Annotated in this window: 21 protein-coding genes; 10 read left to right on the top strand and 11 right to left on the bottom strand. The window is 72.9% G+C overall.

Features of this window, described 5'->3' with window-relative positions; genetic code table 11:
• Positions 1–26: 26 nt before the first annotated feature.
• The 5 genes from KW076_RS07255 (at position 27) to nrdR (ending at position 6432) form a co-directional block, all read left to right on the top strand.
• Positions 27–641 (top strand): DivIVA domain-containing protein, encoded by a 615-nt coding sequence (locus KW076_RS07255; protein WP_224354682.1) that lies wholly within the window; start codon positions 27–29, stop codon positions 639–641.
• 23 nt (positions 642–664) lie between these two features.
• Entirely contained in the window at positions 665–1198 is a 534-nt protein-coding gene (gene lspA / locus KW076_RS07260; RefSeq protein ID WP_370643447.1) for a signal peptidase II, read from the top strand.
• Between the two features lie 3 nt (positions 1199–1201).
• Entirely contained in the window at positions 1202–2182 is a 981-nt protein-coding gene (locus KW076_RS07265) for an RluA family pseudouridine synthase (protein WP_224354684.1), read from the top strand.
• A 162-nt stretch (positions 2183–2344) separates the two neighbouring features.
• Positions 2345–5866, top strand: coding sequence for a DNA polymerase III subunit alpha (gene dnaE, locus KW076_RS07270; RefSeq protein ID WP_239238444.1), 3522 nt, complete (start codon positions 2345–2347; stop codon positions 5864–5866).
• Positions 5867–5937: 71 nt separating this feature from the next.
• On the top strand, positions 5938–6432 hold the full coding sequence (gene nrdR / locus KW076_RS07275) for a transcriptional regulator NrdR (protein ID WP_224354686.1): 495 nt from the start codon (positions 5938–5940) through the stop codon (positions 6430–6432).
• 94 nt (positions 6433–6526) lie between these two features.
• Here nrdR and ppgK read toward each other — a convergent pair whose 3' ends face one another.
• Positions 6527–7348 carry a polyphosphate--glucose phosphotransferase gene (gene ppgK / locus KW076_RS07280; protein WP_370643448.1) on the bottom strand — a complete coding sequence of 274 codons (822 nt, stop codon included), beginning with the start codon at positions 7346–7348 and terminating at the stop codon, positions 6527–6529.
• Between the two features lie 80 nt (positions 7349–7428).
• A complete protein-coding gene (map, locus tag KW076_RS07285; protein WP_224354688.1) occupies positions 7429–8373 on the bottom strand; it encodes a type I methionyl aminopeptidase in 945 nt (314 codons plus the stop codon).
• 81 nt (positions 8374–8454) lie between these two features.
• Here map and KW076_RS07290 point away from each other — a divergent pair, with 81 nt between their 5' ends.
• Positions 8455–8679, top strand: coding sequence for an SPOR domain-containing protein (locus KW076_RS07290; RefSeq protein WP_224354689.1), 225 nt, complete (start codon positions 8455–8457; stop codon positions 8677–8679).
• Positions 8680–8750: 71 nt separating this feature from the next.
• Here KW076_RS07290 and panB read toward each other — a convergent pair whose 3' ends face one another.
• On the bottom strand, positions 8751–9662 hold the full coding sequence (gene panB, locus KW076_RS07295; protein WP_224354690.1) for a 3-methyl-2-oxobutanoate hydroxymethyltransferase: 912 nt from the start codon (positions 9660–9662) through the stop codon (positions 8751–8753).
• 23 nt (positions 9663–9685) lie between these two features.
• Here panB and KW076_RS07300 point away from each other — a divergent pair, with 23 nt between their 5' ends.
• Both KW076_RS07300 and KW076_RS07305 read left to right on the top strand, forming a co-directional pair.
• The gene (locus tag KW076_RS07300) at positions 9686–11026 is read left to right on the top strand and encodes a glutamine synthetase family protein (protein WP_224354691.1); all 1341 of its coding nucleotides are present in this window, start codon (positions 9686–9688) and stop codon (positions 11024–11026) included.
• Between the two features lie 5 nt (positions 11027–11031).
• Positions 11032–14136 carry a bifunctional [glutamine synthetase] adenylyltransferase/[glutamine synthetase]-adenylyl-L-tyrosine phosphorylase gene (locus KW076_RS07305; protein ID WP_224354692.1) on the top strand — a complete coding sequence of 1035 codons (3105 nt, stop codon included), beginning with the start codon at positions 11032–11034 and terminating at the stop codon, positions 14134–14136.
• A 66-nt stretch (positions 14137–14202) separates the two neighbouring features.
• Here the strand turns inward: KW076_RS07305 and KW076_RS07310 are convergent, their stop codons facing one another.
• Both KW076_RS07310 and glnA read right to left on the bottom strand, forming a co-directional pair.
• Positions 14203–15231 carry an LLM class flavin-dependent oxidoreductase gene (locus KW076_RS07310; protein ID WP_224354693.1) on the bottom strand — a complete coding sequence of 343 codons (1029 nt, stop codon included), beginning with the start codon at positions 15229–15231 and terminating at the stop codon, positions 14203–14205.
• A 170-nt stretch (positions 15232–15401) separates the two neighbouring features.
• The gene (glnA, locus tag KW076_RS07315) at positions 15402–16826 is read right to left on the bottom strand and encodes a type I glutamate--ammonia ligase (RefSeq protein WP_224354694.1); all 1425 of its coding nucleotides are present in this window, start codon (positions 16824–16826) and stop codon (positions 15402–15404) included.
• Between the two features lie 148 nt (positions 16827–16974).
• On the opposite strand from glnA, the gene KW076_RS07320 reads away from it, so the two are divergent.
• Complete coding sequence (locus KW076_RS07320; protein ID WP_224354695.1) at positions 16975–17490, top strand: RDD family protein; 516 nt, start codon at positions 16975–16977, stop codon at positions 17488–17490.
• Positions 17491–17562: 72 nt separating this feature from the next.
• On the opposite strand, the gene KW076_RS07325 is transcribed toward KW076_RS07320, so the two are convergent.
• The 3 genes from KW076_RS07325 to lipB are packed head-to-tail and all read right to left on the bottom strand — an operon-like array spanning position 17563 to position 20091.
• Positions 17563–18369, bottom strand: a complete 807-nt coding sequence (locus KW076_RS07325; RefSeq protein WP_224354696.1) for a DUF4191 domain-containing protein — start codon at positions 18367–18369, stop codon at positions 17563–17565.
• Positions 18370–18394: 25 nt separating this feature from the next.
• The gene (lipA, locus tag KW076_RS07330; RefSeq protein WP_224354697.1) at positions 18395–19402 is read right to left on the bottom strand and encodes a lipoyl synthase; all 1008 of its coding nucleotides are present in this window, start codon (positions 19400–19402) and stop codon (positions 18395–18397) included.
• Positions 19399–20091, bottom strand: a complete 693-nt coding sequence (gene lipB, locus KW076_RS07335; protein ID WP_224354698.1) for a lipoyl(octanoyl) transferase LipB — start codon at positions 20089–20091, stop codon at positions 19399–19401. The genes lipA and lipB overlap by 4 nt, the downstream gene beginning before the upstream one ends.
• Positions 20092–20500: 409 nt before the next feature.
• Between lipB and KW076_RS07340 the strand changes: the two genes are divergently transcribed.
• A complete protein-coding gene (locus KW076_RS07340; protein ID WP_255612488.1) occupies positions 20501–22081 on the top strand; it encodes a serine/threonine protein kinase in 1581 nt (526 codons plus the stop codon).
• 86 nt (positions 22082–22167) lie between these two features.
• Here the strand turns inward: KW076_RS07340 and KW076_RS07345 are convergent, their stop codons facing one another.
• The 3 genes from KW076_RS07345 to lpdA form a co-directional block, all read right to left on the bottom strand.
• On the bottom strand, positions 22168–22512 hold the full coding sequence (locus KW076_RS07345; RefSeq protein WP_224354700.1) for a hypothetical protein: 345 nt from the start codon (positions 22510–22512) through the stop codon (positions 22168–22170).
• Positions 22513–22535: 23 nt separating this feature from the next.
• Positions 22536–24344, bottom strand: coding sequence for a 2-oxoglutarate dehydrogenase, E2 component, dihydrolipoamide succinyltransferase (sucB, locus tag KW076_RS07350; protein WP_224354701.1), 1809 nt, complete (start codon positions 24342–24344; stop codon positions 22536–22538).
• A 98-nt stretch (positions 24345–24442) separates the two neighbouring features.
• Positions 24443–25822, bottom strand: a complete 1380-nt coding sequence (gene lpdA, locus KW076_RS07355; RefSeq protein ID WP_224354702.1) for a dihydrolipoyl dehydrogenase — start codon at positions 25820–25822, stop codon at positions 24443–24445.
• Positions 25823–25836 lie beyond the last annotated feature (14 nt).

Here is a 25836-nt window from a genome sequence, read left to right on the forward strand (position 1 = left end):
CGATCCGCAGAGAGAGGTGACCGCCTGTGGTGCTGTCCTGGGAAGACGTGGTCAACAAGGAGTTCCAGCTCACGAAGTTCCGTGAGGGCTACGACCGCGAGGAGGTCGAGGACTTCCTCGACGAGGTCGTCGAGGAGCTCAAGCGGCTGACCGAGGAGAACGACCGGCTGCGCTCCGACCTCGACGCGTGCCGTGAGGGCGCACCCGCCCAGGCCGAGGCCTCGGCCCCCGCCGCTGGGGAGGCTGCGCCGGCCCTCCAGGCCCCCGCCCCGGTCGCCCCCGTGGAGCCGTCCGCCCCCGGGGAGCCGGTCGCCCCGACCGACTCCGCCACCTCGGCGGCCGGCGTCCTCGCGATGGCCCAGCGCCTGCACGACGAGTACGTCGCCGAGGGCGAGCAGCGCCGCGACCGGATCATCGCCGACGCGGAGGCCGAGGCGACCACCGTCGTCCGCCAGGCGGAGGAGACCCGGACCCGCACCCTGTCCGACCTGGAGTCCCGCCGCAAGGGCCTCGAGGCGGACGTCGAGCGCCTGCGCGCCTTCGAGACCGACTACCGCTCCCGCCTGACCGCGTACATCGAGGGCCAGCTGCGCGAGATCACCGCCCAGGAGCGCCTCGAGCCGGCGAAGGGGACCGTGTGAGCCCTGCGGCCCCGCAGGACGCCCTGACGGACCACCGCGACGCCCCCGCCCGCCCGGGCCGGGGCGTCGTCGGTGCGGCCCTGGGGGTCGCGACGCTCGCCTACGCGCTGGACCAGGGCACCAAGCTCCTGGTGGAGCGCACCATGGAGCTCGGCGAGTCGATCGTCGTGATCCCGGGGCTGCTGCGCTGGCACTACATCCTCAACCCCGGCGCCGCGTTCTCGATCGGCACGGACGTCACCTGGCTGTTCACGCTGATCCAGGCGGTCGTCGCGGTCGTCGCCCTGGTGGCGCTGCTGCGCTCCCGCTCCCGCGCCTGGTCCGTCGCGCTCGGCGGGCTCCTCGGCGGCGTCATGGGCAACCTCACGGACCGCCTGTTCCGGCCGCCGTCGTTCGGCCAGGGCCACGTCGTGGACATGGTCTCCGTGCCGAACTTCGCGATCTTCAACGTGGCGGACTCCTTCATCGTCTGCTCCATCCTCACGCTGTGCCTGCTGCTGATGAGCGGCCGCCGGCTGGACGGCACGCGCGAGTCCGACGCGGCCGCGGAGGCCTGAGGAGTGGGCCTGCGTCCCGGTCTGACGGAGCGGCTGGCGGTCACGGAGGACGACGCCGGCCGCCGCGCCGACGCGGTGCTGGCCGACGCGTTCGGGGTGTCCCGCGCGTCGCTCGCCGACCTGTTCTCCCGGGGCCTGGTGCGCGCCGAGTCCCGCACCGGCCGCCGGGACCGCGTCCTGGCCAAGTCCGCCAAGGCGGTGGCGGGGGAGACCCTGGCCGTGGACGTGCCCGTGGACCCCGACCCCCTGGAAGTGAGGGCTGAGCGCGTGGACGCGATGACCGTCCTGTACGAGGACGACGACCTGCTGGCGGTGGACAAGCCCACCGGCGTGGCGGCGCATCCGTCGCCGGGCTGGTTCGGGCCGACCGTGGTGGGCGGCCTGGCCGGGCTCGGGCGCCGGATCTCCACCTCCGGCGCGCCGGAGCGGCAGGGGATCGTCCACCGGCTCGACGTCGGCACCACCGGCGTCATGGTCGTCGCCAAGTCCGAGCGCGCCTACACGGCGCTGAAGGACCAGTTCCGCGAGCGCGTGCCGGAGAAGGTGTACCACGCGGTGGTCCAGGGCATGCCGGACCCGCTGGAGGGGACGATCGACGCCCCGATCGGTCGGGACCCGAACCACCACTGGCGCTTCGCGGTGCTCGAGGGCGGACGCCCGTCGGTGACCCACTACGAGACGGTCGAGGCGTTCGGCCGGGCGACGCTGCTGGAGATCCACCTGGAGACCGGGCGCACCCACCAGATCCGCGTGCACACCTCCGCGCTGCGCCACCCCTGCGCCGGTGACCTCACGTACGGCGCGGACCCGCGCCTGGCGGCCGAGCTGGGCCTGACGCGGCAGTGGCTGCACGCGCACCGCCTGGCGCTCCCGCACCCCGCCACGGGGGAGCGCCTGGAGATCGTCTCGCCCTACCCGGACGACCTCGCCCACGCCCTGCGCGTCCTGCGCGGGGAGGACCGCGGCGCCGCCCCGGACGCCTAGACTGGACCGGTCCGCACGCCGCGCCGCCCCGTCCGGGGGTGGTCCGTGCCCAGGGGTGCGCGGCGGGAAGGATGAGCGGCGTTGAGCGTGCAGCAGGAGACCACGGCCGAGGCCACGAGGGACGGCGGGTTCGTCCACCTGCACACCCACACCGAGTACTCCATGCTCGACGGCGCCGCGAAGCTGGACGAGCTGTTCGCCGAGGCGAACCGGCTGGGCATGGACTCCCTGGCGATCACGGACCACGGCTACCTCTTCGGCGCGTTCGACTTCTGGAAGAAGGCCACGGACGCCGGGATCAAGCCGATCATCGGGCTCGAGGCCTACCTGACGCCGGGCCAACAGCACCGCTCCGACAAGGAGAAGATCCGCTGGGGCGAGCCCCACCAGCGCGGCGACGACGTCTCCGGCGGCGGCGCCTACACCCACATGACCATGCTGGCCGAGTCCACGCAGGGCATGCACAACCTGTTCAGGATGGGCTCGATCGCCTCGCTGGACTCGGTGTACGCGAAGTGGCCGCGCATCGACCGGGAGCTGCTCAGCCAGTACTCCTCGGGCCTGATCGCGACGACGGGCTGCCCCTCCGGCGAGGTGCAGACCCGTCTGCGGCTGGGCCAGTACAAGGAGGCCGTGGAGGCCGCCGCCGAGTTCCGGGACATCTTCGGCAGGGACAACTTCTACTGCGAGGTCATGCAGCACGGCCTCGACATCGAGAAGCGTGTGGTCGAGGACCTGCGCCGCCTGGCCAAGGACCTGGGCCTGCCGTTCGTGGCCACGAACGACCTGCACTACACCCATGAGCACGATGCCAAGGCGCACGAGGCGCTGCTGGCCATCCAGTCCGGCTCCAAGCTCAACGAGCCGACCTACGACCAGGGCGGCTCCCGCTTCGCGTTCTCCGGCACGGACTACTACCTGAAGTCCCCGCGGCAGATGCGCGAGCTGTTCGCCGAGCTGCCCGAGGCGTGCGACAACACGCTGCTCATCGCCGAGCGCTGCGAGACGAGCTTCGACACCTCCGCCAACTACATGCCGCGGTTCCCCACCCCGGAGGGGGAGGACGAGACCAGCTGGCTCATCAAGGAGGTCGCCAAGGGCCTGGCCTACCGGTACCCGGAGGGTGTGCCGGACCACGTCCGCAAGCAGGCGGACTACGAGCTGGACGTCATCATCTCGATGGGGTTCCCGGGCTACTTCCTCGTCGTGGCCGACTTCATCAACTGGGCCAAGGAGAACGGGATCCGCGTGGGCCCGGGCCGCGGCTCGGGCGCCGGCTCCATGGTGGCCTACGCGCTGCGCATCACGGACCTGGACCCGCTCCGGCACGGGCTGATCTTCGAGCGCTTCCTCAACCCGGACCGGGTGTCCATGCCGGACTTCGACGTCGACTTCGACGACCGCCGCCGTTCCGAGGTGATCGACTACGTCACGCGCAAGTACGGCGACGAGCGCGTCACGATGATCGTCACGTACGGCACGATCAAGACGAAGCAGGCGCTCAAGGACTCGGCACGCGTGATGGACCAGCCCTTCTCCATGGGCGAGTCCCTGACGAAGGCGCTGCCGCCGGCCGTCATGGCCAAGGACATCCCGCTCAAGGACATCGAGGACCCCGAGGCCAAGCGGTACGCCGAGGCCGGGGAGTTCCGCGAGCTGGTCGCCGCCGACCCGGTGGCGAAGCAGGTGTTCGAGACCGCCAAGGGCATCGAGGGCCTGAAGCGCCAGTGGGGCGTCCACGCCGCCGGCGTCATCATGTCCTCCCACCCGGTGATCGATGTGATCCCGATCATGCGCCGACTCCAGGACGGCCAGGTCATCACGCAGTTCGACTACCCCACGGCCGAGGGCCTGGGCCTGATCAAGATGGACTTCTTGGGGCTGCGTAACCTCACCATCATCTCGGACGCGATCGAGAACATCCGCGCCAACCGGGGCGTCGACCTCGACCTCGAGCACCTCGACGTGGACGACGCCGAGTCCTACGCCCTGCTGGCCCGGGGCGACACCCTGGGCGTGTTCCAGCTCGACGGCGGGCCCATGCGCGCCCTGCTGAAGATGATGCGCCCGGACAACTTCGAGGACATCTCGGCGACGATCGCCCTCTACCGGCCGGGCCCCATGGGCGCGAACTCGCACACGAACTACGCCCTGCGCAAGAACGGGCTCCAGGAGATCACCCCGATCCACCCGGAGCTCGCGGAGCCGCTCAAGGACATCCTGGACACGACCTACGGCCTGATCGTCTACCAGGAGCAGGTCATGGCCATCGCCCAGAAGGTCGCCGGCTACTCGCTCGGCCAGGCGGACATCCTCCGCCGCGCGATGGGCAAGAAGAAGAAGTCCGAGCTGGACAAGCAGTACGAGGCCTTCCACCAGGGCATGCTGGACCGCGGCTACTCCGAGGGCGCCGTGAAGGCCCTGTGGGACATCCTCCTGCCGTTCTCGGACTACGCCTTCAACAAGGCGCACTCGGCCGCCTACGGCCTGGTCTCCTACTGGACGGCCTACCTGAAGGCCCACTATCCGGCGGAGTACATGGCCGCGCTGCTCACCTCGGTCGGCGACGACAAGGACAAGCTGGCCATGTACCTGAACGAGTGCCGCCACATGGGCATCACGGTGCTGCCGCCGGACGTGAACGAGTCCTTCCTGAACTTCACCCCGGTGGGCGACGACATCCGCTTCGGCATGGGCGCGGTCCGCAACGTGGGCGGGAACGTCGTCAAGGGCATGGTCCAGGCCCGCGAGGAGAAGGGGCTCTACACGGGCTTCGGCGACTTCCTGGCCAAGGTGCCGCTGGTGGTGTGCAACAAGCGGACCATCGAGTCGATGATCAAGGCCGGGGCGTTCGACTCGCTCGGCTACGCCCGTCGCGCCCTCCTGGCGGTGCACGAGGAGGCCGTGGACGCCACCGTGCAGCAGAAGCGCAAGGAGGACCACGGCGAGTTCACCTTCGACCTGTTCGCCCTGGGCGGCGCCGCGGACGCGGCCGACGACTCGGACGCCTCCGACGGCGTCGCCGTGCCGGACCTGCCCGAGTGGCCGAAGAAGGAGAGGCTCGCGTTCGAGCGCGAGATGCTCGGCCTCTACGTGTCCGACCACCCCCTGCAGGGGCTGGACGGGGTCCTCTCCCAGTTCGCGGACACCCAGATCACCCGCATCCTTGACGACGACGGCCCCGCCGACGGCGCGCACGTCACCATCGCGGGCCTGATCACGACGCTGGAGCGCCGGATCGCCAAGAGCTCGGGCAACGCCTACGCGCGGTGCGAGATCGAGGACCTCGGCGGCTCGCTGGACGTCATGTTCTTCGGGCAGGTCTACGCGCCGATCGCCATGATGCTCGCGGAGGACCTCGTGGTGGCGGTCAAGGGGCGCGTGCAGCGCCGCGACGACGGCTCGGTGGTGCTCTCGGCCATGGAGCTGGCCATCCCGGAGCTCACGGACGCCACGGGCGGGCCGGTGCGGATCACGATGCCGGCGTTCAAGGCGACGGAGCGCGTCGTCGGGCAGCTGGGGGACGTGCTGCGCACCCACGAGGGCTCCACGGAGGTCCGCCTGTCCCTCACCGGGCAGCGTGGCGTCCAGGAGTTCCAGCTGGGGCCGCAGTACCGCGTCACCCCCAACCCCGCCCTGTTCGGCGACCTCAAGATCCTGCTGGGGCCGTCCTGCCTGGGCTGAGCCCCCGACCCGCCCCGTAGCATGGGCCCGTGCCCGCCCGAGGGCCCGGCCCGACGTGAAGGAGAGCGCCCATGCACTGCCCGTACTGCCGCCACGAGGACTCCCGCGTGGTGGACTCGCGCTCCCTGGAGGACGGCTCCGCGATCCGCCGCCGGCGCCAGTGCCAGGCCTGCGGCAAGCGGTTCACCACGATGGAGACCACCGCGCTCACCGTGGTGAAGCGCTCCGGGGTCGCCGAGCCCTTCGACCGGTCCAAGGTCATCAACGGCGTCCGCAAGGCGTGCCAGGGGCGGCCCGTCTCCAGTGACGACCTCGCCGTCCTCGCACAGGAGGTCGAGGAGGCGGTCCGGGCCTCCGGCAACGCCGAGGTGGACGCCCACGAGGTGGGACTGGCCATCCTCGGCCCGCTGCGCCGGCTGGACCAGGTCGCCTACCTGCGCTTCGCGTCCGTGTACCGGGACTTCGAGTCCCTGAGCGACTTCGAGGACGCCATCGCGGAGCTGCGCGCCCAGGAGGGGGAGGCCCCCGGGCGTCCCGCGGTGCAGCCTCGGCTCTTCTCGCGCTAGAGTGTCTCCGAGGCCGTTTCGACGGCCCACATCGCCGAGGGCGGTTCCGGAGGGGAAGCCGGAACCGCCCTCGGTGCGTCCGGGGTCGGACGCGTCAGCGGAGCAGGCCGTCCGCGGGGTCGGCGTGCGCGGCGAGCGCGGCACCCACGATGCCCGCGTTGTTCTGCAGCATGGCGGGAACGATGGGGGTCTCCAGCTGCAGCAGCGGCAGGTAGTCGTGCGGGCGCTTGGAGATGCCGCCGCCCACGATGAACAGGTCGGGGGAGAAGATCCGCTCCAGGTGGGAGAAGAACCGCTGGAGCCGCAACGCGTACTCCGGCCAGTCCAGCCCCTCCCGCTCGCGCGCCTTCGCGGACGCGCGGGACTCGGCCATCACGCCGTCCAGCTCCAGGGAGCCGACCTCGAAGTTCGGGACGAGCACGCCGTCGTTGATCATCGCGCCGCCGATGCCGGTGCCGAGGGTGATGACCATGACGAGGCCGGGCACGCCCGCGCCGGCGCCGTAGCGCGCCTCGGCCAGGCCGGCGGCGTCGGCGTCGTTGACCACGGTGACCGGGCGCTGGAGCGCCTCCTCGAAGGTGTCCTGCAGGCTCACACCGATCCACGAGGGGTCGATGTTGTTGGCCGAGCGGCACACGCCGTGCTGGACGATCGAGGGGAAGCACACGCCCACGCGTGAGTCCGCGTCGGGGGCCTTCTCGCGGTGGTCCAGCTCGGAGACGATCTGCGCCAGGGTCCGGGCCATCGTGGCGGGCGACGCCGGCTGCGGGGTGTCGAGCCGGAACCGGTCGCCGCGCAGGGTGCCCGACTTGGGGCCGTGCCCCAGCCGGACGATGCCGCCCTTCATCCCGGTGCCGCCGATGTCGACGCCGAGGACGGACGGGTGCTTGGACGGGGCCGGGGGCAGGCGTGGGATCACGCCGGTGTTGGGAAAGCTCACGCCGGACAGTGTACGGACCGCGCCGGAGGCGCCCCAGGGACGGCCCCCTGCACCGCTCAGGGGAGGGTGAGGATCTCCGCGCCGTCCTCGGTGACCACGAGGGTGTGCTCGAACTGGGCGGTGCGGCGCCGGTCCTTCGTGACGACCGTCCACCCGTCGTCCCACTGCTCCCAGTCGATCCCGCCGAGGGTGATCATGGGCTCGATGGTGAACACCATGCCCGGCACCATCAGCCGGTTGTGGGCGGGGGCGGCGTCGTAGTGGGGGATGACCAGGCCGGAGTGGAAGTCCACGCCCACGCCGTGGCCGATGAAGTCGCGGACGACGCCGTAGCCGAAGCGCCGGGCGTAGGACTCGATGGCGCGGCCGATCACGTTGATCTCGCGCCCGGGCTTGACGGCCTTGATGCCGCGGCGCAGCGCCTCCTCGGTGCGCTCCACCAGCAGGCGGGACTCCTCGTCGACGTCGCCCACGAGGTAGGTGCGGTTGTGGTCGCCGTGGACGCCGTCCTTGTACGCGGTGATGTCCAGGTTGACGATGTCCCCGTCCTCCAGGACGGTCCCGTCCGGGATGCCGTGGCAGATGACCTCGTTGACCGAGGTGCAGATCGAGCGGGGGAAGCCCCGGTAGCCCAGGCACGAGGGGTAGGCGCCGGCGGCAACGATGAACTCGTGGGCGATCCGGTCCAGCTCGTCCGTGGTGATCCCGGGGCGGATGTGCTCGGCCGTGTGCTCCATGGCCTGGGCCGCGATGCGGCCGGCCTCCCGGATGCGGCCGATCCCCTCGGTGTCGTAGACGTCGGAGGCGTTGCCCTCGTCCGCGGTCGCCCTCCCCACGTACTCCGGGCGGACGATCGAGGCCGGCACGGCCGGGGCGGGGGACGGCGCCCCCGGCGTCAGCGTGCCCAGCGGCGCGCGCGAGCCCGGCTCCGGGGCGGGCGGGCCCTCGGGGCGGGGGCCGTTGTGGCTGGGCTGGGACGTGGGACGCGCGGTGGTGGACATGCCCTCCAGCGTATCGCCCGGTCCCCGGGAGGGCGCGTCAGGCCCTGCCCCGCGCACGGCGCCGGGTCTAGGGTGTGGGCCATGACCGACACGCACGAGCCCGGCAGCGGCTACTGGTTCAACGTCCGCACCCACCAGATCGAGGAGGGCCCCCAGTCGGACTGGAAGGAGCTCCTCGGCCCCTACCAGACCCGGCAGGACGCCGAGAACGCCCTGGCGCGGGTCCAGGCCCGCAACGAGGCCGCCGACGCGGAGGACGCCCACGACGACGCGTGGGACGCCAGCCCGCTGAACGACGCCTCCTGAGGCGTCCGTCCCCGACGACGACGGCGCCCGCCCCCGAGGGGGACGGGCGCCGCCGTCGTCCCGGACGCGGGTCAGGACTCGAACGCGTGGGCCGGGTCGGGGAACGCGCCGGAGAGCACGTCGGCGCGGTAGGCGCGCACGGCGTCGCCCATGACGGCGCGCAGGTCCGCGTATCGCTTCACGAACCGCGGCGTGCGCCCGGCGCCCAGGCCCAGCATGTCCTGCCAGACGAGCACCTGGCCCGTGGTCTTCGGGCCGGCGCCGATGCCGACCGTGGGCACGCGCAGGGCGGCGTCGACGGCGGCGGCCACGTCGGAGGGCACCATCTCCATCAGGACGGCGAACGCCCCGGCGTCCTCCAGGGCGCGGGCGGAGGCGATCAGCCGCTCGGCGGCGCCCTCGCCGCGGCCCTGGACCCGGTAGCCGCCGAGCACGTGCTCGGACTGCGGGGTGAAGCCGATGTGCCCCATCACCGGCACGCCGGCGGCGACCATCGCCGCGATGTGCGGGGCGAAGCGCTCGTCGCCCTCCACCTTCACCCCGTGCACCCCGGCCTCCTTCATGAGGCGGACGCCGGCGCGCACCGCCTGCTCGGGGGAGGCCTCGTAGGAGCCGAAGGGCAGGTCCGCCAGCACGAACGCCCGTCGCGCCCCGCGAGCCACCGCCGCCGAGAAGACGATCATGTCCTCCAGGGTGACGGGCAGCGTGGAGCCGTGGCCCAGCACCGTGTTGCCCAGGGAATCGCCCACGAGCAGGACCTCGACGCCGGCCTCGTCGAACAGGGCGGCCGTCATCGCGTCGTAGGTCGTGAGCATCGCGAACCGGCGGCCCTCGTCCTTGGCGCGCTGCAGGTGCACGGTGCGGTACCGGGCGGGGGCCTCGACGGGTGCGGCCGCCGCGGCGGTCGCGGCCCCGCCGTAGGGGGCGGCGGCCTCGGAGGCTGCGGGGGACGACGCCGGGGGCGTGACGGTGCGGGAGTCCATGCCCGCGAGTCTAGAGTGGCCGCATGGATCGTCAGCAGGATTTCGTGCTCCGCACCATCGAGGACCGCGACGTGCGCTTCGTGCGCCTCTGGTTCACCGATGTGATCGGCACCCTCAAGTCCGTCGCCCTCGCCCCGGCCGAGGTCGAGGCGGCGTTCACCGAGGGGCTGGGCTTCGACGGCTCGTCGATCGACGGGTACACGCGCATCTCCGAGTCGGACATGCTGCTCCAGCCGGACCCGGCCACCTTCCAGATCCTGCCGTGGCGCGGTGAGGCCGGGCAGACCTCCCGCATGTTCTGCGACGTCCTCACCCCGGACGGCCGCCCGGCCCCCGCGGACCCCCGCAACGTCCTGCGCCGCGTGCTGGACAAGGCCTCGGACATGGGCTTCAGCTGCTACACGCACCCGGAGATCGAGTTCTACCTGCTGGCCTCGGACCGCCCCGGTCCGGACGGGCGCCCCGTGCCCGTGGACTCGGCCGGGTACTTCGACCACGTCCCCGGCGGCGCGGCCCAGGACTTCCGGCGGGACGCCGTCACCCTCCTGGAGGACATGGGCATCTCGGTCGAGTTCAGCCACCACGAGAACGGCCCCGGCCAGAACGAGATCGACCTCCGCGCCGCCGACGCCCTGACCACGGCGGACAACGTGCAGACCTTCCGCACGATCATGAAGGAGGTCGCCGCCCGTCAGGGCCACTACGCCACGTTCATGCCCAAGCCCTTCGGCGACCAGCCGGGCTCCGGCATGCACACGCACTTCTCCCTGTTCGAGGGGGACTCGAACGCGTTCTACGACCCCGCCGACGAGTTCCGCCTCTCCGTGACGGGCCGCCGGTTCATTGCGGGCCTGCTGAAGCACTCCGTGGAGATCAGCCTGGTCACGCACCAGTTCGTGAACTCCTACAAGCGGCTCTGGGGCGCCGACGAGGCCCCCGCCTACGTCTCCTGGGGCCACAACAACCGTTCGGCCCTGGTCCGCGTGCCGCTCTACAAGCCGGACAAGGCCGGCTCCGCCCGCATCGAGTACCGGGGCCTGGACGCCTCCGCCAACCCCTACCTGGCCTACGCCCTGCTGCTGGCCGCCGGCCTCAAGGGCGTCGAGGAGAACTACGACCTCCCCGAGCCCGCCTCCGAGGACGTCGGCGCCCTCACCCCCCAGGAGCGGCGTGTGCTGGGGCACGTGTCCCTGCCGGGCACCCTGCACGACGCCGTCCGTGCGGCAGAGGAGTCGGAGTTCGTCGCCGACGTGCTCGGCGAACACGTCTACGAGGCGCTGCTGCGCAACAAGCGCCAGGAGTGGGACGACTACCGCGTGGAGATCACCCCCTACGAGCTCCGCCGCTACATGACCGGGCTCTGAGTCCGATGGCCCCGACGCCGGACTCCCACGTCCCCGGCCCGCGACGCGCCCTCGTCCATGCCGGCGTGGCCGACCTGACGCGCGCGGAGCGGCTCCTGTCCTCGCCCGAGCTCGCCGAGCAGGACGCCGACGCCGCGCTGGCCGCCCTGGCGCACGCCGCGGACCCGGACAGCGCGCTGCTGCTGTACATCCGCCTGGCCGAGCGGGACCCGCAGGTGCACCGGGTGCTCGCCGAAGCCGACCGGGCCCGGGACCTGTTGCGCCTGCTCGGCGCCTCCGAGGCCCTCGGCGAGTTCCTCATCCGCCGCCCGGAGCATCTGGACCTGGTCCTCGACCCGGCGCGGGCCGCCGCCACCGCCCCGGCGCTCGCCCAGCAGGACCCCACGGACGGCGGGGACTGGCACGACGAGCCCGCCGCGCTGCGCGCACTCCTCCTGGAGGCGGTGGGCGCGGACCCGGCCGCGGACCAGCCCGTGGCCGGGCTCACCGGCGCCGACGCCTCCGTCGCCCTGCGCCGGGCCTACCGGCGGCAGCTCACGGCGATCGCCCTGGCTGACCTCGCGTCGCGGGAGCCGACCCTCGTGATGCCGGCCGTCGGCCGCTGGCTCGCCGACCTGGCCGGCGCCGCCCTGGAGGCCGCGCTCGCGGTCAGCCGGGCCGAGCTCCGTGCGCGCGAGGGCGCCGCCGTGGACTGCGTCGAGCTGGCCGTGATCGGCATGGGCAAGTGCGGCGCCCGCGAGCTCAACTACGTCTCCGACGTGGACGTGGTCTTCGTCCACGACGTCCTGGAGCCGGGGGCGCCCGACGCCCCGTCCGCCCAGGAGGCCGCGCGCCTGGCGGCCGAGCTGGCCGCGGGCATCTCCCGGGTGCTCTCCGGCCCCGCCCCCGAGCCCGGCCTCTGGGAGGTGGACGCGAACCTGCGGCCGGAGGGCAGGGACGGGGCACTCTCACGGACGCTGGACTCGCACGTGGAGTACTACCGGCGCTGGGCCCACGGCTGGGAGTTCCAGGCGCTGCTCAAGGCCCGGCCGGTGGCCGGCTCGCCCGCCCTGGGCGAGCGGTACGTCGCGGCGGTCTGGCCGCGCGTATGGGAGTCCTCGGCCCGAGAGGGGTTCGTGGAGAACGTCCGCGCGATGCGCACCCGGGTGCTGGACACCATCGCGCGGGACGAGCGGGACCGGGAAATCAAGCTCGGCGCCGGTGGCCTGCGCGACGTGGAGTTCACGGCCCAGCTGGTGCAGCTGGTGCACGGCCGCGCCGACGAGTCCGTGAGGGTGCGGGGGACCCTCGACGCGCTCCGCGTCCTGCACGCGGCCTCCTACATCTCCTCCCGGGACATGCGCGCCTTCGACGCGGCCTACCGCTGGCTCCGCCTCCTCGAGCACCGCATCCAGCTGGTCCACCTGCGCCGCACACACCTGATGCCCGTCAAGGAGGGGCCGCGCCGCGTGGTCGCCCGCTCCATGCGGGGGGCCGGCGACGTCCACCCGGTCGCCGGAGACGACCTCCAGGACCGCTTCTCCCGGGTCCGGCGGGAGGTCAGGGCCCTGCACGAGACCGTCTTCTACCGCCCCCTGCTCTCCACCACCGCGGCGCTGTCCGACGAGGACGTGCGCCTGTCCGCCGACGCCGTGCAGGCCCGCCTCTCCGCCCTGGGCTACCGCGACCCGCGGCGGGCGCTCGCCCACATCGAGGCGCTCACCCGGGGCGTGTCCCGGCGCGCGGCCGTCCAGCGGCAGCTGCTGCCGGCCATGCTCGGCTGGTTCGCCGACGGCGCGGACCCAGATGCCGGCCTGCTCGCCTTCCGCCGGCTCTCCGAGTCGCTCGGCTCCAGCCCGTGGTTCCTGCGCATGCTGCGGGACTCCACCGACGCCGCCCGCCGCCTCTGCCTCGTCCTGGCCGGGTCCCGGCGGGTCGGCGACCTGCTGGAGCACGCCCCCGAGTCGGTCGCCTGGATCGGGGAGACCCGCGAGCTCGCGCCCCGCGGCCTCTCCGCCCTCACATCCGAGGTGACGGCCCGGCTCGACCGTCGGTCCCCGGAGGAGTCCGCGGCCCAGGTCATCCGGCACGTCCGACAGATCCGGCAACGGGAGATCCTGCGGACGGCGCTGGCGGACATCACCGGCGTCGTCGGCCTGGAGGAGGTCGGCCACGCCCTCGCCGACGTGGATCAGGCGGCCGTCCAGGGCGCCCTGCGCGTGGCCGGGCAGGCCGTGCTCGACGGCGCGGACCCCCTCACCGAGGTCGTCGTCGTGGCCATGGGCCGCCAGGGCGGCCGGGAGATCGCCTACGGCTCCGACCTGGACGCGATGTTCGTCCACCGCCCCCTGGCCGGCGCCGACGAGACCGCGGCGGCCGCCCAGGCGGAGGCCGTCGCGCGCCAGCTCATGGCCCTGCTCCAGCAGCCGGCCGCGCCGCCGCTGCCCAGCGAGCAGCCCCTCGACGTCGACGCGGACCTCCGCCCCGAGGGCCGGCAGGGCCCGCTGGTGCGCACCCTGGACTCCTACCGCGAGTACTACGCGCGCTGGGCCGAGGTGTGGGAGCGCCAGGCGCTGCTGCGGGCCCGCGTGGTGGCCGGCCCCGCGGGCCTGGCCGAGGAGTTCACGGCCTGGGCGGACGGGGTGCGCTACGGCGACGAGCTCTCCGCCGGGGACGCCCGGGAGATCCGCCGCATCAAGGCGCGCGTGGAGGCGGAGCGCCTGCCCCGGGGCGCGGACCCCGCCCGGCACGTCAAGCTGGGCCGCGGCGGGCTCTCCGACGTCGAGTGGCTGGTGCAGTCCCTCCAACTGCGCCACGCCCACGACGAGCCCGAGCTCCGGGTGACCGGAACGCTGCCTGCCCTGCGTGCCCTGGCCCGCCTGGACCTGCTGCCCCCCTCCGAGGCCGCCCTGCTGGAGGAGGCCTGGCTGCTGGCCACGCGCGTGCGCTCGGCGCTCGTGCTGTGGACCGGCAAAGGGTCCGACGTGCTGCCCACCAATGCCCGGGACCTGGGCGCCCTCGCGCGGCTCGCGGGGGACGCCTGCGGCGGCGGCGTGGCGTTCGAGGAGCGCTACCTGCGCGTCACGCGGCAGGCCCGCCAGGTGTTCGAGCAGCGCTTCTACGGGCTCTGAGCGCCGGGCGGGCCGACCGCCGCCGGGGCCCGCCCGCGGCTCCGGGCACGCCGGTCGTCTCCGGGCTCAGCGCCGGATGACGTGCTCGCCGAGCAGCTCCAGGGTGCGCACGCGCGCCGGGTGGTCGACGGCGGCGGCCGTGACGATCAGCTCGTCCGCCTCCACGCGGGCGGCGAAGTCGTCGAGCCAGGCGCGCACGACGTCCGGTGTGCCGACGGCGGTGTGCCGCAGCATGCCGAGCACCTGCTCGCCGGCGGGGGAGTCCATGAGCATGTCCAGCTCGTCCTCGGTGAGGTGGCGGCCCCGGCCCAGGAACATCCGCACGCGGGACCGGCGGGTGGCCTCCCACAGCCGCTGGGCCTCCTCGTCCGTGTCGGCGACGACCACGTTGGCGGCGGCGATGAAGTGCGGGGCGTCCAGCGCGTCCGTCGGGGTGAAGTGCTCACGGTAGAGGCGGGCCGCGTGCTCGAGCATCTGCGGCGCGAAGTGGCTCGCGAACGCGTAGCCCAGGCCGAGCTGTGCGGCGAGGTTCGCGCCGAACGCGGAGGAGCCGAGGATCCACAGCGGCACGTCGGTGCCGCGGCCGGGGTAGGCGTCGATGCCCGGCATCCGGGACTCGCCGCGTAGATAGCCCTGCAGCTCCAGGACGTCCTGGGGGAACCGGTCGGCGGCCTCGGGGGAGCGGCGCAGCGCCTGCAGGGTGCGCTGGTCCGTGCCGGGCGCCCGGCCGAGGCCGAGGTCCACGCGGCCGGGATGCAGCTCGGCGAGGGTGCCGAACTGCTCGGCCACCACCAGCGGCGAGTGGTTCGGGAGCATCACGCCGCCCGAGCCCACGCGGATGCGCTCCGTGTGGGCGGCCACGTGGGCGAGGAGCACGGCGGTGGCGGACGAGGCGATGCCGGGCATGTTGTGGTGCTCCGCGTACCAGACGCGCGTGAATCCCTGCGCCTCGGCGGTCTGCGCCAGTTCCACCGACTGCCCGAGCGCCTCGCCGATCCGCTGGTCCCCGCGCACGGTGGCCAGGTCCAGCAGGGACAGCGGGACGCCGGCCGGGGCGGTCTCCGGGGGGACGACGGGTCGGACGTCGGCGGTCATGGGTGCTCCTTCGGGTCGCGGATCGCCGGCGGCACGTGCCCGCCGGCGCTGCCCCGGACAGCGTCGCGTCGGCGGCGCCTATTCCCTGGTCTGCAGAGATGTCACGTGGGCCACGACGATGCCGGCCCCGTCCTCGCGGGGGAGGACGGGGCCGGAGGTCGACGGGCGGCTCAGCAGGAGTAGTAGAGCTCGAACTCGTAGGGGTTCGGGCGGGCGGCAAGCGGGGTCAGCTCCATCTCCCGCTTGTAGTCGATCCAGGTGCGGATCAGCTCCTCGGTGAAGACGTCCCCGGCGAGGAGGAACTCGTGGTCCTCCTCGAGGGCGTTCAGCGCCTCCTCCAGGGAGGTGGGCGCCTTCTGGATGTCGGCGGCCTCCTCCGGGGGCAGCTCGTAGAGGTCCTTGTCGATCGGCTCGGCCGGCTCGATGCGGTTGCGGATGCCGTCCAGGCCGGCCATCAGCTGGGCCGCGAAGGCCAGGTAGGGGTTGCCCGAGGCGTCGGGGGCGCGGAACTCGAGGCGCTTGGCCTTCGGGTTGGAGCCGGTGACCGGGATGCGGACGCCGGCGGAGCGGTTGCCCTGCGAGTAGACCATCGAGACCGGGGCCTCGAAGCCGGGCACGAGGCGGCGGTACGAGTTCACGGTCGGGTTGGTGAACGCCAGCACCGCCGAGGCGTGCTGCAGGAGGCCGCCGATGTACCAGCGCGCGGTGTCGGAGAGGTTCGCGTAGCCCTTCTCGTCGTAGAACAGGGGCTCGCCGCCCAGCCACAGCGACTGGTGGCAGTGCATGCCGGAGCCGGCCTCGCCGAAGACGGGCTTCGGCATGAAGGTGACGGACTTCCCGAACATCTCCGCGACGTTCTTCACCACGTACTTGAACTTCTGCAGGTCGTCCGCGGAGTGGGTCAGGGTGTTGAAGCGGTAGTTGATCTCCGCCTGGCCCGCGGAGCCCACCTCGTGGTGGGAGCGCTCGACCTCGAGGCCGACCTCGGCGAGGACGGCGCAGATCTCGTCGCGCAGGTCCGCCTGCTTGTCGACCGGGGTCACGGGGAAGTACCCGCCCTGGCGGGGGGTCTTGTGGCCGAGGTTGCCGCCCTCCTCGTCGCGCGAGGTGTTCCAGTGGGCCTCCGTGGAGTCGACGCGGTAGAAGGAGCTGCGGGCCGAGGACTCGTAGCGCACGTCGTCGAACACGTAGAACTCGGCCTCGGGGGCGAAGAAGGCGGTGTCCGCGATGCCGGTGGAGGCCAGGTAGGCCTCGGCGCGCTGGGCGACGCCGCGCGGGTCGCGGCGGTAGTCCTCGCCGGTGCGCGGGTTCACGATGGAGAAGTTCATGGCCAGGGTCTTGCGGACGCGGAAGGGGTCCACGAAGGCCGTGGTCACGTCGGGGATGAGCTGCATGTCCGACTCGGCGAGGCCGGCGAAGCCGCGGATCGAGGAGCCGTCGAAGAGCTGACCGGTGACGAAGAAGTCCTCGTCCACCGTGGAGGCGGGGACGTTGAAGTGGTGCTGCATGCCCGGCAGGTCGGTGAAGCGGATGTCGACGAACTCGACGCCCTCGTCCTTGATGTATGCGAGCACGTCTTCGACGGAGGTGAACATGGTTCTCTCCTGGCCTTCCTACGGTGGAATGGGGGCCGCGCGCCGTGGCGCCCGGCATGCCCCCACCCTACTCAGCCCGTGTGCGGGCCGCGTGTCCTGTGTGTTTCCGGCGTGTAACGCGTCCTCCGGCCCCGACTACCCTGGTGGGGTGGCACATCGAGCATCCGACCCCGCCCCCCGTGACCGGTCAGAGCGGGACGCCGCCGGCCGCGCCGAGCCCCTGATCAGCCGCGCCGACCTGGCGGGCTGGATCGACGGCCCCGGAGGGGGACGCGCCGGGGGCCGCTGGCCGGGCGACCTGCTGGGCCTGCCCGAGCACGGTCCGGCGTCGATGGCCACCGCCGCCCGCCGGGCGGGCGCCCTGATGATCGACTGGGCCCTGGCCCTCGTGGTCTCGAACCTCGCGTTCGGGGGCGACGCGATCGCCACCCTGCTCGTCTTCGCCGCCATGCACGTCGTGGGCCTCACGCTGCTCGCCACCACGGTCGGCAAAGCCCTCTGCCGGATCCAGGTGGTCCGCGAGGGCACGGGCGGCACCGCCCCGGTGCACCGCGTCCTGATCCGCACCGCGCTGCTCTGCCTCGTGCTCCCGGCTGTCGTCGTCGGACCGGACGGGCGGGGCATGCACGACCGCGTCGCCGGGACGGTCGAGCTCCACATGTGACCGCGGCGCCGTCGCGCCGGACACGACGAGGCCCCCGCCGCGCGGCGGGGGCCTCGTCGTGTCCGGGAGTGCTCAGCGGCCTCGCATGCCGCGGCGGTCCGGGCGGGCGCGCATCGGGTCGACGCCCTTGGGGATCGGCGGCTTCTGGGTGCCGAGCGCGGAGAGCCGCTTGTCCACGGCGCTGACCTCCTGCGCGGTGAGCTTCTTCGGCAGGGCCTTGAGCGTCTTGGGCACCTCGCGCAGCGGGATCTGGCCCTCGCCACGGCCGGTCTCCACGACGTGCACGGGCACGCCGGGCAGGAAGCGCTCCATGGCCTTCTGCTCCTTGGACACCAGCTTCCCCACGCGGGAGGCGGGGCCCTCGGTCACGAGCACCACGCCCGGCTTGCCGATCGCGCGGTAGACGAGGTCGTGGGTCTTGGGGTTGACGGCCGACGGCTGCTCCCCGACAATCCACCCGCGGCCCAGGCTGGACAGGGTGGCGCCGGCGGCGCCGGTCTGGCCCTCCAGGCGGTCGAACATGGCCCGCTCGCCCAGGCGGTTCATCACGATCACGGCCGCGAGCACGCCGAAGGGGATCGCCAGCAGCAGCCAGGTGATCCAGTTGTGCAGCAGCAGGCCGACGACCAGGCCGAGCACGAGGACGGACGCGAACGCGAGCACCATCCAGAGGACCAGGCGCGGGTTCTGCTGGCGCGTGATCGCGAAGACCTGCTTGAGCTGGCTGATGATGCCGGGGCCGGCGTTCGCCCTCTTCTGGGCGCGCTCGGCCTTCGCGTCCGCCTTGAGCTGGGCTCGGCGGTCGCGCTGCATCGCCTTGACCTCCTTCAGCGAGGAGGATCCGGACGAGGACGGGGAGGTGGAGGGGTTCTTAGCCATTTGGGGTCCAGTCTACCGGCGGGCCTCAGGACATCCGGGCGACGACGGCGGCGGCCTCCTGCCGGGCGGTGCGCTCGCCGCGCAGGTGGGCGAGGTGCTCCGGCACCTCGCGGCCCAGCCGCTCCATCGCCTGCGCGTAGAGCTTCCCGGCGCGGTACGAGGAGCGCACCAGCGGCCCCGCCATGACGCCGGCGAAGCCGATCTCCTCGGCGCGCTGCGACCAGGCCACGAACTCCTGCGGCTTGACCCACCGGTCGATCGGGTGGTGCAGCTTGGAGGGCCGGACGTACTGGGTGATCGTGATGATGTCGCACCCGGCCTCGTGCAGGTCGACCAGCGCCTGGTCGATCTCCTCGTCCGTCTCGCCCATGCCGAGGATGAGGTTGGACTTCGTGACGAGCTCCTGCTCCTTGGCCATCGTCAGCACCCGGAGGGACTTCTCGTAGGTGAAGGCCGGGCGGATGCGCTTGAAGATGCGCGGCACCGTCTCCAGGTTGTGCGCGAACACCTCGGGCCGCGCGTCGAACACCTGCTGCACCAGCTCCGGGACCGCCCCGAAGTCCGGGGGGAGGATCTCGACGCCGGTGCTCGGGTTCAACTCGTGGATCCTGCGGATGGTCTCCGCGTACAGCCAGGCCGCGCCGTCCTTCTGGTCGTCGCGGGCCACGCCCGTGACGGTGGCGTAGCGCAGGTCCATCTCGCGGATGTTCTCGGCGACCTTCTGCGGCTCGTCCATGTCCAGCGGCAGGGGACGGCCGGAGGCGATGTCGCAGAAGTCGCAGCGGCGCGTGCAGATGTCGCCGCCGATGAGGAAGGTGGCCTCGCGGTCCTCCCAGCACTCGAAGATGTTGGGGCAGCCGGCCTCCTCGCACACCGTGTGCAGGCCCGAGCCCTTCACGGTGTTCTTCAGGCCGATGTACTCCGGCCCCATGTGGACCTTGGCCTTGATCCACTCGGGCTTGCGCTCGACGGGGACCTCGGCGTTGCGGGCCTCGACGCGCAGCAGGCGGCGTCCCTCGGGGGCGGTGGTCATGCGGGCGTTCCTTCCGTGGGGGTCAGCGCGATGTGCTCCGGGCCCAGGTCCTCGAGGTGGCGCACGAGGACGGGCAGGACGTCGACCGGGGTCACTTCGCGGCCGGTCTCGACGGAGAGCGTGGTGGTGGACGCGTCGGCGATGCCGCACGCGATGATCGTCTCGTAGGGGGTCAGCGAGTTCGAGCAGTTGAACGAGAAGCCGTGCATCGACACGCCGTCGTGGATGGACAGCCCGATCGCCCCGAGCTTGCGGTCCGGACGGGGGTCGCCCTCACGGGCGGTGATCCAGATCCCCGCCCGTCCGTCCACGCGGACGGCCGTGACGCCGAACTCAGCGGCGGTGCGGATCAGGACCTCCTCGAGGAACCAGACGTAGTCCTTGACGTGCGCCCGGTCCCGGAGGCGGACCACCGGGTAGCCGACGAGCTGCCCCGGGCCGTGCCAGGTGATCTTGCCGCCGCGGTCCACGTCGACCACGGGGGCGCCGTCGGTGGGGCGGTCCGCGTCCTCAGTGCGACGTCCGGCGGTGTAGACCGCCTCGTGCTCGAGCAGCAGGATCTCACCGTCGGAACGGCCGGCCACGACGTCGGCGTGGAGGGTCCGCTGGAGGGCCCAGCCCTCCTCGTAGTCAATCAGGTCGGGGGCCAGGCCGAGCACGCGGACGGGCGGCAGGAGGGCGTGGGGCATGGCGACCACTGTAGTCCCCGGCCGCGGTGCCGCTGGAGCGTCGGGAGAGCGGGGAGGCCGCCGCCGACCCCTGTGGACAACCCGAGAGGAGCTCGCCGGGATCGGGCAGGCTGGACGGCGGAGGGGATGCCGTGCCCCGCGGAGAGCCGCGGGGCACGGCCCGCGGGATCGACGGAGGGGAGTGGCCGTGGAGGCGGAGGACGCGGAGCGGAGCGGCGGGGTGCCGCCCGTGGGACGCCCGGCGACGGACGACTGGTTCGCCGACGGCGGACGGGATGTGAGCGCCTGGGCCGATCCGCCCCGGGGAGGGGAGGGGCCCGCTGCGGTGGAGCCCGGGGTGGGGGACGTCGGGTCGCCCGCGGAGCTCGGCCCAGCGGATCGGCCCCCGCAGGCGCCGGGCCTGCGGGTCGTGTCCCGGATCGGGATGGGCGGGCAGGCCGAGGCCTGGCTCGTGCGCCGGGAGGACGGCACCGAGTGTGTCCTGAAGGTTCCCCGAGCGGACGGGGACCCGGACGCCGTCGCGAAGGAGGCCGCCGTCTACGGCCACCTCCGCCACCCCCACCTGTTGCGCGTGCTCGGGACCGTGGACACGGACCGGGGGACCGGCGTCCTCAGCGAGCGGCTCCCGGCGGGCAGCCTGGCGTCGATGGTCCACGACGCCGGTCCCCTGCGCCCCGGGCAGGCCGTCACCGTGCTCGTCCCCGTCGCGCAGGCCCTGGCCCACCTGCACGAGCACGGCGTCGTCCACGGGGACGTCTCCCCGGGCAACGTGCTCTTCGGGGTCGACGGCCGGCCCGCCCTCGCGGACCTCGGGGTCGCGCGCGTCGTCGGGGGCCCCCGGGGCCGCGGGGGGACACCGGGCTTCACCGCTCCGGAGGACGAGGCCGGCGTCGGCGAGGGCGGGGCAGCGGCGGACGTCTACGCGTGGGGCGCCCTGGGCTGGTTCGCCCTCACGGGCCGGGCGCCCGGGCCGCGTGAGCACCGGGCGCCGCTGCCCGTGCTGGTGCCGGACGTGCCCGTCGAGCTGGCGCTGCTGCTCTCCGCCGCCCTCGACCCGGACCCGGCCGGGCGGCCGGGCGCCGCGGAGGCCGCCGTGGCCGCGTACGACGCGGCGCCGCCCGAGCCCGTGCCGCTGCACGAGTCGGCGCCGGCCGAGGTGGCCCACCTGCTGCCCACCGTCGTGCCGCCCGCACGGCCCGGCGGGTCCGGGGACGCCCGGCGGTCCCGTCCGAGGGCGGGCGGGCGCCGGGACGCGGGGCGGGGCAGAGGGGGCCGGAAGAGGCGGAACCGGTCGCCCCGCTCGAGGGGCTGGCACCCGGTGATGCTGGTGGGCGCCGCCGTCCTGGCCGGAACGGTCGTGTCAGCGGCCGTGGGCGGCCTGACGGACCGGCCCGAGGATCAGGGCGAGGGTGCGGGCTCGCGTGCCGTGGCGGCGCCGCCGACGTCACCCACGGCCGCTCCGGCCAACCCGAGGGCCTCGGTCACGCCGACCGGTGCGGCCGACCCGAAGGACGCGATCACGCCGACCCGCGACGGTGGCGTGCCCTCCGCGGCGGGGACGGGACCGGCCGCGGTGCTCCCCGCGGAGGACGCGGCGGCCGCCCTGGCCGCCGTCGCCGAGGGCCGGACCGCCGCGCTCACGGACCCGGACCCCGCGCGGGTGGACGCCTACGCCGTCCCGGACGGCCCGGCGTGGCGGCGGGACCGGGCGATCCAGGACCAGCTGCGCGAGGGAGGCAGTGCGTTCTCCGGGCTCGTCGTCACGCTCGAGGCCGTCGGGCGGCCGCGGCCCGCGGAGGCCGGTGGTTCGGGCGGAGCCGAGGCGGGGTGGGTGGTCGTGCCCGCCGTCCTGCGGATGAGCGCCCACACCGTGCTGGACGACGCCGGGTCCGTCGTCGGGGAGGTGCCGGCGTCGGAGGAGGACGTGTCCGTCACCCTCGTGCCGGGTGGGGAGGGCCGCTGGCGGGCCGCCGCCGTGGACCCCCGCTGAGGGGACCCAGCTGCGGACGCTCAGACGCCGCGGGCCCCGGGGAGGTGTTCCTCCCCGGGGCCCGCGGCGTCTGCGCGCCCGGTCCGTCAGGACCAGAGCACGGCGACCAGGATGTTGACCAGGCCCATGCCGCCCACGGCGTGGGCGAGTCCCTTCGGCACGACCTCACCGCGGTTGGCCTTGCGGCGACCGAGCAGGGCGGCGATGAACACGATGACGCCGATGAGGAACTTGATCCCCAGCTTCATGTGGTTCGGCTCCCCGGTCATGGCCCACCCGAACAGCACGACCCCCGAGAGGATCATGCCGAGGGCGCCCCACCACTGGGAGACGGTGACGGTCGGGTTCTTGAAGTGGGCGAACCAGCCGCCCACGATCGCGGCCGCCGAGACGATGTGGATCGCGACGACGACGTTGTGGAGGATCTCCATGCGTCAGGCTCCTGAGGTTCCGGTCAGAGGCCGAGTTCGGCCGCGAACTCGCCGCCCTCGAGGCGCGCCTTGAGGGTCTGCAGGAAGCGGCCCGCGTCGGCGCCGTCCACCAGGCGGTGGTCGTAGGTGAGGGACAGGTACATCATGTGGCGGATCGCGATGGTGTCGTTGCCGTCGGCGTCGGCGACGACCATCGGGCGCTTCACGATCGCGCCGGTGCCCAGGATGGCGACCTGCGGCTGGTTGATGATCGGCGTGTCGAACAGGGCGCCCACGGAGCCGATGTTGGTGATCGAGAACGTGCCGCCGGAGAGCTCGTCCGGGTTGATCTTGTTGGTGCGGGTGCGCTCGGCGACGTCGGCGATCTTCTGGGCGAGGCCGGCCAGGTTGAGCGTGCCCGCGTCCTTGACGACCGGCACCAGCAGGCCGCGGTCCGTGTCCACCGCGATGGCGATGTCCTCGGAGGCGTGGTAGGTGATCTCCTTGTTGTCCTCGGAGAACGAGGCGTTTAGCTTGGGGTGCTGCTTCAGCGCCTCCGTGACGGCCTGCGTGATGAACGGCAGGTAGGTCAGCTTGACGCCGTTCTTCTCCTGGAAGGAGGCCTTGGCCTTGCCGCGCAGCTGCACGATGCGGGTCATGTCGACCTCGTGCACCTGGGTGAGCTGGGTGGAGAGGTCGAGGGACTCGCGCATGCGCTGGGCGATGACCTGGCGGATGCGCGGGGCCTTCTCGGTCTCGCCGCGGACGGCGGCCGGAGCCGGGGCGGAGGCCGCGGCGGGGGTCTGCTGCTCCTCGGCGGCCGCCGGGGAGGCGGAGCCGGAGGACGCCTGGTTGGCCAGGGAGGCCGCGAGCACGTCCTGCTTGCGGATGCGGCCCCCGACACCGGTCCCGCGGACGGTCGAGAGGTCCACGCCGTTCTGCTTGGCCAGGCGGCGAACGAGCGGGGTCACGTAGCCCGGGCCCGGCTCGGAGGCCGAGGTCTCCGCGGCGGGGGCGGACGCCGCCGGAGCGGCGGAGGCGGTCTCGGCGGGGGAGGCGGCCGGGGCCTGCTCCTGCTTCACGTCGCCGGCCTGCTCCGCGGCCTCTTCGGTCTGTTCGCCGGTGGGGGCCTCGGTGGCCTTGTCCTCGATCTCCTCGGGGGAGGCGGTGTCCGCGGCGGGGGCGGGGTCCTGCGACGCGGCGGGGGCGGCGCCGGAGCCCACGCGGGCCAGCACGGCGCCGACCTCGACGGTGTCGTCCTCGTTCGCCAGGATCTCCACGAGGGTGCCGGCGACGGGGGACGGGATCTCGGTGTCGACCTTGTCGGTGGAGACCTCGAGCAGCGGCTCGTCGACCTCGACCTCGTCGCCGACGGACTTCAGCCAGCGGGTCACGGTCCCCTCGGTCACGGACTCGCCCAGCGCGGGCAGGGTGACCTCGGAGTCCTCGCCGCCGGCCGACGGGGCCTCGTCCGAGCCCTGGTCGGTGGAGGCGCGCTCCTCCGGAGCCGGCTCGCCGGCGGGCTCCTGCTGGGCGTCGTCCTGCTGCGCCTCCTCGACGGCGGGCTCCTCGGCCGCGGCGTCGTCCTCCGACGCGTCGGCGGAGCCGCCGCCGGAGCCGTCACCGATCGTGGCCAGCGGGGCGCCGACCTCGACGGTGTCGTCCTCCTCGACCAGGATCTCCTCGAGCACGCCGGCCACGGGGGACGGGATCTCGGTGTCGACCTTGTCGGTGGAGACCTCCACCAGGGGCTCGTCGACGGCGACCTCGTCGCCGACGGCCTTGAGCCAGCGGGTCACGGTGCCCTCGGTGACGGATTCGCCCAGGGCGGGCAGGTTCACGGTTTCAGACATGGTTCCGATGCTCCTCATGAGGGGTGGACGCCGGGGGCGCCCACCCGGGGTTGCGAGGTGGGCCCGACGCACGGACCCGGGATGGTCAGTGCGGTGGGTCAGCTGTGCAGCGGGTGGCCGAACAGAGCCATGGCGGCTTCGCCCAGGGCCTCGTTCTGCGTGGGGTGCGCGTGCACGAACTGGGCGACGTCCTCGGGGTAGGCCTCCCAGTTCACGATGAGCTGCGCCTCGCCGATCTGCTCGCCGATGCGCTTGCCGATGCCGTGCACGCCCACGATCGGGCCGTTCTTCTGGCGGACCATCTTGATGATGCCGCCGGTGCCGAGGATCGAGGACTTGCCGTTGCCGGCCAGGTTGTACTCGGCGACCTCGACGTTGTCCTTGCCGAACTTCTCCTCCGCCTTGGGCTGGGTGTAGCCCACGGACATGATCTCCGGCTCGGTGAAGGTGACCTTCGGGATGTTGATGTCCTCGACCACCATCGGCTTGTTGCCGGCGATCTCCTCGGCCACGAAGATGCCCTGCTGGAAGCCGCGGTGCGCCAGCTGCAGGCCGGGGACGATGTCTCCCACGGCGTAGATGTTGCCGACGCCGGTGTGCAGGCGCTCATCGGTGAGGACGAAGCCGCGGTCCATCTTGACGCCCTGCTCCTCGTAGCCGAGGCCCTCGGTGTTCGGGCCACGGCCGACGGCGACGAGGCAGACCTCGGCCTCGAACACCTTGCCGTCCGCGAGGGTCACCTTGACGCCCGAGTCGGTCTCCTCGACCTTGTCGAAGAACGTGCCCAGGTTGGTCTTGATGCCCTTCTTCTTGAACTCGCGCTCGAGGACCTTGATGATCGCCGGATCCTCGTTGGGGACCAGGGTCTTCAGGCCCTCGATGATGGTGACGTCGACGCCGAAGGAGTTCCACAGGGACGCGAACTCGGAGCCGATCACACCGCCGCCGAGCACGATGGCCGACTTCGGGGTGTAGTCCAGCTCGAGGGCCTCCGTGGAGGTCATGATCTTCTTGGAGATGGGCAGGCCCATGGTCTTGGACACGGAGCCGGAGGCCAGCACGATGTTCTCTGCCGTGTAACGGGTGCCGTCGACCTCGACCTCGTTCTTCGAGACGAGCTTGCCGGCGCCCTCGATGACCTGGACCTTGCGCATCTTCAGCAGGCCGGCCAGGCCCTTGTGCTTGCCGGAGACGATGCCGTCCTTGTAGTCGCGGACCTTCGCCATGTCCACGGACTCGAGGGTCGCGTTGACGCCGACCTTGGCGGCGTTGCGGGTCTCGTCGGCCACCTCGGCGGCGTGCAGGTAGGCCTTCGTGGGGATGCAGCCCCAGTGCAGGCAGGTGCCGCCGACCTTGGACTTCTCCACGAGGGCGACGGACTTGCCGTACTGCACGGAACGCAGGGCTGCGGCGTACCCGGCGGAGCCACCGCCGAGGACGAGGACGTCGAATTCCTGAGCGGTTGCCGAATCGGCCACGGTGATGCTCCTTG

It is taken from the genome of Micrococcus porci (assembly GCF_020097155.1).
Lineage (GTDB): Bacteria > Actinomycetota > Actinomycetes > Actinomycetales > Micrococcaceae > Micrococcus > Micrococcus porci.

Excerpts from the sequence above, each read along its gene's own strand:
- KW076_RS07345 (WP_224354700.1), bottom strand. The coding sequence starts at position 22,512 with ATGGAGATCCTCCACAACGTCGTCGTCGCGATCCACATCGTCTCGGCG.
- KW076_RS07300 (WP_224354691.1), top strand. The coding sequence starts at position 9,686 with ATGGATCGTCAGCAGGATTTCGTGCTCCGCACCATCGAGGACCGCGAC.
- KW076_RS07310 (WP_224354693.1), bottom strand. The coding sequence starts at position 15,231 with ATGACCGCCGACGTCCGACCCGTCGTCCCCCCGGAGACCGCCCCGGCC.
- glnA (WP_224354694.1), bottom strand. The coding sequence starts at position 16,826 with ATGTTCACCTCCGTCGAAGACGTGCTCGCATACATCAAGGACGAGGGC.
- nrdR (WP_224354686.1), top strand. The coding sequence starts at position 5,938 with ATGCACTGCCCGTACTGCCGCCACGAGGACTCCCGCGTGGTGGACTCG.
- dnaE (WP_239238444.1), top strand. The coding sequence starts at position 2,345 with ATGCTCGACGGCGCCGCGAAGCTGGACGAGCTGTTCGCCGAGGCGAAC.
- KW076_RS07305 (WP_224354692.1), top strand. The coding sequence starts at position 11,032 with ATGGCCCCGACGCCGGACTCCCACGTCCCCGGCCCGCGACGCGCCCTC.
- KW076_RS07290 (WP_224354689.1), top strand. The coding sequence starts at position 8,455 with ATGACCGACACGCACGAGCCCGGCAGCGGCTACTGGTTCAACGTCCGC.
- lipB (WP_224354698.1), bottom strand. The coding sequence starts at position 20,091 with ATGCCCCACGCCCTCCTGCCGCCCGTCCGCGTGCTCGGCCTGGCCCCC.
- KW076_RS07325 (WP_224354696.1), bottom strand. The coding sequence starts at position 18,369 with ATGGCTAAGAACCCCTCCACCTCCCCGTCCTCGTCCGGATCCTCCTCG.
- panB (WP_224354690.1), bottom strand. The coding sequence starts at position 9,662 with ATGGACTCCCGCACCGTCACGCCCCCGGCGTCGTCCCCCGCAGCCTCC.
- sucB (WP_224354701.1), bottom strand. The coding sequence starts at position 24,344 with ATGTCTGAAACCGTGAACCTGCCCGCCCTGGGCGAATCCGTCACCGAG.
- map (WP_224354688.1), bottom strand. The coding sequence starts at position 8,373 with ATGTCCACCACCGCGCGTCCCACGTCCCAGCCCAGCCACAACGGCCCC.
- lipA (WP_224354697.1), bottom strand. The coding sequence starts at position 19,402 with ATGACCACCGCCCCCGAGGGACGCCGCCTGCTGCGCGTCGAGGCCCGC.